The organism is Acidisphaera rubrifaciens HS-AP3, from assembly GCF_000964365.1.
GTDB classification, from domain to species: Bacteria; Pseudomonadota; Alphaproteobacteria; order Acetobacterales; family Acetobacteraceae; genus Acidisphaera; species Acidisphaera rubrifaciens.
Genome location: NZ_BANB01000214.1, coordinates 1 through 6641 on the forward strand (window position 1 = coordinate 1; position 6641 = coordinate 6641).

Annotated in this window: 5 protein-coding genes and 2 pseudogenes; 1 reads left to right on the forward strand and 6 read right to left on the reverse strand. The window is 70.4% G+C overall.

Annotated elements, in window-relative coordinates:
* From B8460_RS07415 to B8460_RS07430, 4 genes and pseudogenes are all read right to left on the reverse strand, one after another.
* A pseudogene (locus tag B8460_RS07415) lies at nucleotides 1-789 on the reverse strand (amidohydrolase family protein); the annotation flags it as partial.
* A gap of 54 nt (nucleotides 790-843) precedes the next feature.
* Nucleotides 844-1857: an alpha/beta fold hydrolase gene (locus tag B8460_RS07420; protein WP_048860948.1), complete on the reverse strand. Its 1014-nt coding sequence runs from the start codon at nucleotides 1855-1857 to the stop codon at nucleotides 844-846.
* 87 nt (nucleotides 1858-1944) lie between these two features.
* Nucleotides 1945-3264, reverse strand: coding sequence for a purine-cytosine permease family protein (locus B8460_RS07425; RefSeq protein WP_048860949.1), 1320 nt, complete (start codon nucleotides 3262-3264; stop codon nucleotides 1945-1947).
* A gap of 173 nt (nucleotides 3265-3437) precedes the next feature.
* Entirely contained in the window at nucleotides 3438-4382 is a 945-nt protein-coding gene (locus tag B8460_RS07430) for an ion channel (protein ID WP_048860950.1), read from the reverse strand.
* A gap of 137 nt (nucleotides 4383-4519) precedes the next feature.
* Between B8460_RS07430 and B8460_RS07435 the strand changes: the two genes are divergently transcribed.
* A complete protein-coding gene (locus tag B8460_RS07435) occupies nucleotides 4520-5449 on the forward strand; it encodes a BKACE family enzyme (RefSeq protein WP_048860951.1) in 930 nt (309 codons plus the stop codon).
* A gap of 27 nt (nucleotides 5450-5476) precedes the next feature.
* On the opposite strand, the gene B8460_RS07440 is transcribed toward B8460_RS07435, so the two are convergent.
* Nucleotides 5477-6070 carry a cysteine hydrolase family protein gene (locus B8460_RS07440; RefSeq protein WP_048860952.1) on the reverse strand — a complete coding sequence of 198 codons (594 nt, stop codon included), beginning with the start codon at nucleotides 6068-6070 and terminating at the stop codon, nucleotides 5477-5479.
* Nucleotides 6071-6086: 16 nt separating this feature from the next.
* A pseudogene (locus B8460_RS21735) lies at nucleotides 6087-6641 on the reverse strand (hypothetical protein); the annotation flags it as partial.

The window sequence follows — 6641 nt, forward strand, 5'->3', positions numbered from 1 at the left end:
GACGCCCGCATCGGCCAGCCGCCGCGCCAGCGCGTCGAGCGCGTCCGGCGGCAGCAGCGAGGCCTGCGTCATGTGCCCCACCGCGACGCGGCCGCCGCGCCGCATCGCCGCCGTCTTGGCGCAGACATAGTCGATCTGCATCCCGGCCGTGCTGTCGCCCATGTCGAGATGCATGTCGATCTCGGCATCGAAGGCGTGCGCGAGGTCGAAGACGCGGTCGATCTGCCCGCGCGGGTCGCGGTCGATATAGGGCGCGGCGCCGATCGCGCGGGCGCCGCGGCGCAGCCCTTCGATCAGCAGCGCGTCCGTCTCCGGGCTGTCGGTCAGCCCCTCCTGCGGGAAGACGCAGAGTTCGACGTCGATCGCCCAGGCATGGTCGCGCGCCAGCGCCGCGACGCCGTCATAGCCGCGCAGGCCGATCACCGGATCGACCTCCACATGGGTGCGCATGCGCGTCGTGCCCCAGCCGATCGCCCGCTCCAGGGTGCGGCGGCCGCGCGCATAGACATCCTCGGCGGTGAAGTCCCGCTTGGCCCGCGCGGTCAGGCGCACCGCCTCGGCCACCGACCCCTCGGCGGCCGGGCAGCGGTCGAGGATGCAGGTCTTGTCGAGATGCACATGCGTCTCGACGAGGCCGGCGATGAGCAGGCGCCCATCCGCCGGCAGCACCGCCGCCGCGTCCGCCGTCAGGGCCGCCGCGACGGCGGCGATGCGCCCTTCGGCGATGCCCACGTCATGCAGGCCGGGCCGCCCCGCGAGACACGCGGCCCGGACGATGGTGTCGAGCACGATACCCCTCTCTGTCGCTGCGCCGCGCCGCCGGTTGGCCGGCGCGCGGGAGGGTCAGCTTGCCAGAAGTTCGGCGAGCTTCGCATCGATGAAGTCGCAGTCGACCGGGTTGGTGCCCGGGCCGCCCGCGAAATGGCCCCAGATGGAGTCGACCAGGATCAGCTGTGCGCGGGGCATGTGGGCGACTTCGAACGCGCTGTCCTCGGGCGGGAAATAGAGGTCGGTCTTGCCCGGCATGACGTAAGCGCGGGCCTTGATCGCGCCGAGGGCCTTCTTGAAGTCGCCGTGATAAAGCTCGTTGGCGCTGATGTCGCCGTTCTGCCACGTCCACAGCATGGTCAGCAGGTTGTTCGGGTCCTTCGGCAGGAAGAAGCCTTCCCAGAAGGCGACGAGGAAATCCTCCAGCGACGAATAGCCGAGCGTCTTGAGGTCGAGTTCCTCGCGGTAGAACGCCTGGCTGAAGCCCCAGCCGGCATAGACGCGCGCCATGGCGCGCAGCCCTTTGGCCGGCTTGGTCGTGTACCAGCCGTCGTTGAACGCCGCGTCGGCCGTCAGCGCCGCCTTCACGCCCTCCAGGAAGACGAAGTTGTGGCGCGAGCACTTGGCCGAGCCGCAGAACGGCGCGATGCGCTCGACCATGTCGGGATAGAGCGCGCCCCAGTGGAAGGTTTGCAGCGCGCCCATCGACCAGCCGGTGACCAGCGGCAGCTTCTTGATGCCGAACTTCTCCGTCACCAGCCGGTGCTGGAGGCGGACGTTGTCGTAGGCCGTTACCTTGGGGAAGCGCGCGGCGTTGTAGGGCTCGGGCGTGTTGCTCGGCGACGAGGACAGGCCGTTGCCCAGCATGTTGGGGATGATGACGAAATACTTGGCCGGGTCGAGCGTGCGGCCGGAGCCCACGAGCCACTCGTTGTCGTAGTGCTGGCCGGAATACCAGGTCGGATAGACGACCGCGTTGTCGGCGGCGGCATTCAGCGTGCCGAACGTCTTGTAGGCGAGCTTGCAGTCGCGGATCGTGGCACCGCTCTGCAGCGTCACGTCGCCGGCGTCGAAGATCGCATAGTCCATGGCAGTCTCCCGTCAGGCCGTCCGGGCGCGGCGGGGCCGGCCCGGACGGGTTCCGTTTTTTCGTTCGGTTGTTCGGTCCGTGCGTCCTCAGGCCGGCTGCGTCGCCGGCTTGCGGATCGCGGAGATCACGCCGTAGGCGATCCCGCCCACCAGCATGGCAGAAATCGCGGTGCAGTATCCAGGCATCGTCTTTTCCACCACGAACGCCACGATCGAACCGGCCGCCCAGGCGATGAAGGCGGTCGGCCGCCAGTCGGCGTCGGCGACCGAGCCCGGACGCACGAGGTACTGGTCGACCAGGATGACCGCGCCGATCGGCGGCACGATGATGCCGAGCAGGCTGAGCCACTGGATGAAGAATGCCCAGATGTTCCCGGCCGCGACGATGATGCCGAGCACGCCGAGCACGACGGCCGCGACCCGCATGTGGCTGCCGGTGATGCGCGACCAGCCGGTCGCCGAGTTGTAGAGGCAGTGCGAGCAGACCGAGCCGAGGTTGCAGTACAGGAACACGAACGCCAGCACGCTCAGCCACGCCATCTGCATGTGATTCATGTAGCCGAACATGTTGTCGGCGCCGAACGGGTTGGCGTTGGGCACCGCGAGCGCCGCCGTCATCACGCCGCCCACCAGCATCGCGACGATGTTGGCGAAGGGGAACGCGCTGAACGTCGCGAGGATGCTGTCGCGCGGGGTGCGCGCCCAGCGGTTGAAGTCGGCGGTGACGGTGCCGGCGTCGATGAACAGCGCGATGACCACCGTCAGGCCCACGCCCATCGACATGGTGGCGACACCGTTGTTGCCGCCATAGGCCCAGATCGCGGCCCAGGTCGTCGTGGACGCGGCGTGCAGGGCGGTCCACAGGCCGAGCACCAGGAACAGCGGGATGGAGACGAGGCCGATATAGTGCAGCCCGCGCACGCCCACGAAGGTGATGCCGATATAGAGAATGCCGGCCACCACCGTCATCGCGACATAGTTCAGGCCGTAGGTGGAGCTGACCAGCGCGCCGGTGATGCCGGTCTGCACCGCGTACCAGCCGAGCAGCAGGGTGGACAGCAGGCCGGAGGCCAGCACGTAGCCGCGGCGGCCGAACACCACGCTCGCCAGCAGCGCGAAGTTGAAGCCGCGCCGCGTGCCGAGGCTGCCGAGCAGCCCGACATAGGCGAGCATGATGAGGTTGCCGATGATCATGGCGACCAGCGCGCGGGCGAAGCCCATGCCGAGCACCAGGATCGAGCCGGTCATCGCCCCGGTGATGATCATCGGGAAGCCGGCCCAGACCAGCGTGACCGAAAACAGGCTCCGGCGCGCCTGCGGCGGCACCGGCGTGTGTTCGTATTCCTCGCCGAGCAGATGATCGACCTGCTGCTCGGCAGCCTCCATACCGGACGCGTGCGGCGGCATCGGGCACTCCTGTTGATGGGGTGTGGGTGGGGCGAGCGCCGGCGCATCGGCGGGACCGGGGTCCGGCCGTCGTCAGGGGCGTCGAAAGCGCCGGCATGTCGGAAGGGCGCGCCTCGTCGCGCGCGGGCACCGTCTAGCTAGCAAGCAGCATGCCGCCCGAGGGCGGGGGCTGTCTATACGGGTTTGGCGGCCAGCGGCTCGGTCTCGTGGATGCGGCCGAGATCGACCTGCAGCCCGTCGCGCGGATGGGTCGTCACGATGTTGACGAAACTCCGCCCCTCCAGGATGTCGCCCTTGCGGTAGACCCTGCGCGCGGCGACGTTGGCCGAAATCGTCTCGTCCTGTCCGCTGATCGTCGCGATCAGCGAGACCTGCGGGTCCGCTTCGAACAGCGCGTCGAGATCGGCGAGCGGCCCGTCCGGGTCGATCGGGTGCACCATCGTCCACGACAGGCCGAGGATGGGCGCGTTGTCGCGCAGGAGTTCGAGATCGTAGAAGCGCCGCATGTCGGCATCCTCCCCGGGACGGTGCAGCAGGGTCAGCCGCGCGGTGACGTCGGTCATCGGGCGGCTGCGCTGGCTCGCCACCCGCAGCAGCAGCGATCGCCGCCCCTCGAACGGCACGATGACCGCGACCGCGCTGAACACGACATTGGCCTTCGGGCGCGAGAAGCGACTGAACATCAGCCCGGTCAGGACGGCGGTGAAGGCGACGCCGCAGATGATCTCGGTCGCCGCGATCACGTGACCATAGAGCGTTTGCGGCGACATCTCGCCGTAGCCGACGGTCGCGAGCGTCTCCAGGCTGAAGAAGAAATGGTCGAGGAACGAGCCGGGCCGCGCCCCGGCGATGGCGCCGGTCTGCGCGATGTAGAGCAGCGCGAAGACGGCGTTGAGCGCGAGGTAGATGACCACGAAGACGGCGGCGAAGACGTGCCAGCGCATCGAGAACAGCAGCGAATAGGCGTCGCGCCAGCCGCCGCCCTCCACCCCGAGCTTGACGGCGCGCAGGCCCTCGAAGTCGAGCCGGACGTTGTGGCGGGACGGCGCGTGCGCCTGCGGCGCGCGGCGGGTCCGCTTGTCCTGACGCGGCGGTCGTGGCAACGGGCGCTTGCGCATCACGGCGATATTAGACCGGACGGGCGCGCCGGTCGCCTCCGACGCGCAACCGGGTCCCGCCGGCCCGCCTTGCCGCCCGGCGGGGCGTGCGCGATCCTGCGCCCGCGCCGTGACGGCACGGCCGAGGGAGGAAGTTCATGGCTGGCAAGGTTGTCATCTCCTGCGCGATCACCGGCGCGATCCACACGCCGAGCATGTCGCCCTACCTGCCCGTCACGCCGGAGGAAATCGCGCGCCAGTCGATCGAGGCGGCCGAGGCCGGGGCGGCGATCATCCACCTGCATGCCCGCGATCCGCAGACCGGCGAGCCGACGCCCGATCCGGCGGTGTTCATGCGCTTCCTGCCGGTCATCAAGCAGTCGACCGACGCGGTGCTGAACATCACCACCGGCGGCGGCATGAACATGACGCTCGACGACCGGCTCGCCGCGCCCCTGCTGGCGAAGCCCGAGATGGCGAGCCTCAACATGGGCAGCATGAACTTCAACATCTCGCGCGCCGGCGAGCGGATCAAGGAATGGAAGCACGCCTGGGAGCAGCCGTACCTGGCGCGCACCACCGGCCACATCTTCCGCAACACGTTCGACGACGTGGCCGGCATCGTCCAGCGCCTCGGCCGCGACCACGGCACCCGGTTCGAGTTCGAGTGCTACGACGTGGGCCATCTGTACAACCTCGCCCACTGCCTCGATCAGAAGATCGTGGAGCCGCCGCTGTTCGTGCAGACGATTTTCGGCATCCTCGGCGGCATCGGCGCGGAGCCGCGCAACCTGATGTTCATGCGCGAGACGGCGGACCGGCTGTTCGGCGACGCCTATGTGTGGTCGGTGCTGGCGGCCGGGCGGCACCAGATGAACTTCACCACGATGGCCGGCATCCTCGGCGGCAACGTGCGCGTCGGGCTGGAGGACAGCCTCTACCTCGGGAAGGGCACGCTCGCGAAGTCGAACGCCGAGCAGGTGGCGAAAATCCGCCGCATCCTGGAGGAGCTGAGCCTGGAGATCGCGACGCCGGCCGAGGCGCGGGCGATCCTGCACCTCAAGGGCGGCGACCGCGTGGGATTCTAACTCGGGCCGCCGCGCGCCCCGCCCGGGTCAGGCGGGGATCGCGGCGGTGTCCGGGACCACGACGGCGAACAGGTCGCGCAGCGCCGCGAGGCTCGCGGCCTGCACCACGGCGGCGGCGATAACCCCGCCGGTATCGTCCGGCAGGTCGCGCGTGGCGGTGGCGCCGGCCACCACGGTCGGGCGGAAGCCGAGGCTGAAGGCGCCGCGGGCGGTCGAGTTGATGCACATATGCGTCATGAAGCCCGCGACGATCACGTCGCTGCGCCCGGTCGCGCGCAGCCGCGCCTCCAGGTCGGTGCCGACGAAGGCGTTGGGCGCGCCCTTGGTGATCACCGCCTCGCCGTCGAGCGGCGCCACCTCGTCGCTGATCTGCCCGATCGGCGCGGTGATGTCATAGGGCGAGCCAGGCCCGGAATTGTGCTGGATGTGGAAGATCGGGATGCCCGCCTCCCGCGCGCGCAGCAGCAGGCGGCGCGCCTCGGCCACCGCCGGCTCCACGCCCGAGAGGCGCATCACGCCCTCGCGGTAGGTGTTCTGGCAGTCCACCATGACCAGGGCGGCGCCGGCCAGAAGCGGCGGCGCATGTCCCAGACCGGCGAGATCGCGCAGCGTGTGCGCCATGGTCCCCTCTCCCCTGTCAGGCCGCGGCGGCGCCGGGCTGCGGCGCCGCCAGGATCAGCGGTCCCGGCCGCACGGCGGTCCATTCCAGCGTGCCGACGGCGGCGCAGCCCGGGCAGGTGATGCTCCAGGCCGGCGCCTCGGTGCCGCAGGCGGTGCAGCGCCACGCGGGATCGGAGGCGGCGGTCGTCGCCCGGCGCAGCGCGTCGCGCGCCGCGACCTCGTCGCCCAGCGCCTCCTCGATGTCGGCCCGCAACGCCCACAGGCGCCGCTGATCGAGCCCGGCGAGGCGCGCGCGCTCCGTCTGCCGCCCGGCCTCCACCGCGTCGCCCGCGTCCAGATGCGCGCGCGCCAAAAGCAGCCGGCTCTCGGGATGATCGATGTTGCCGTCGGCAAGGCGCTGCGCCACGGTCAGCCGCTCGGCCGGGCCATGGGCGGTCGCCAGGGCAAAGGTGGCGAGATCGGGCTGCGGGGCATGCTCCCAGGTGCGGCGCAGGACGCTCTGCGCCCGCCGCTCGCGGCCGCTCGCGCGCAGGCGGCGCGCATAGGCGAGTGCCGCGGCGGTGCTGCCGGG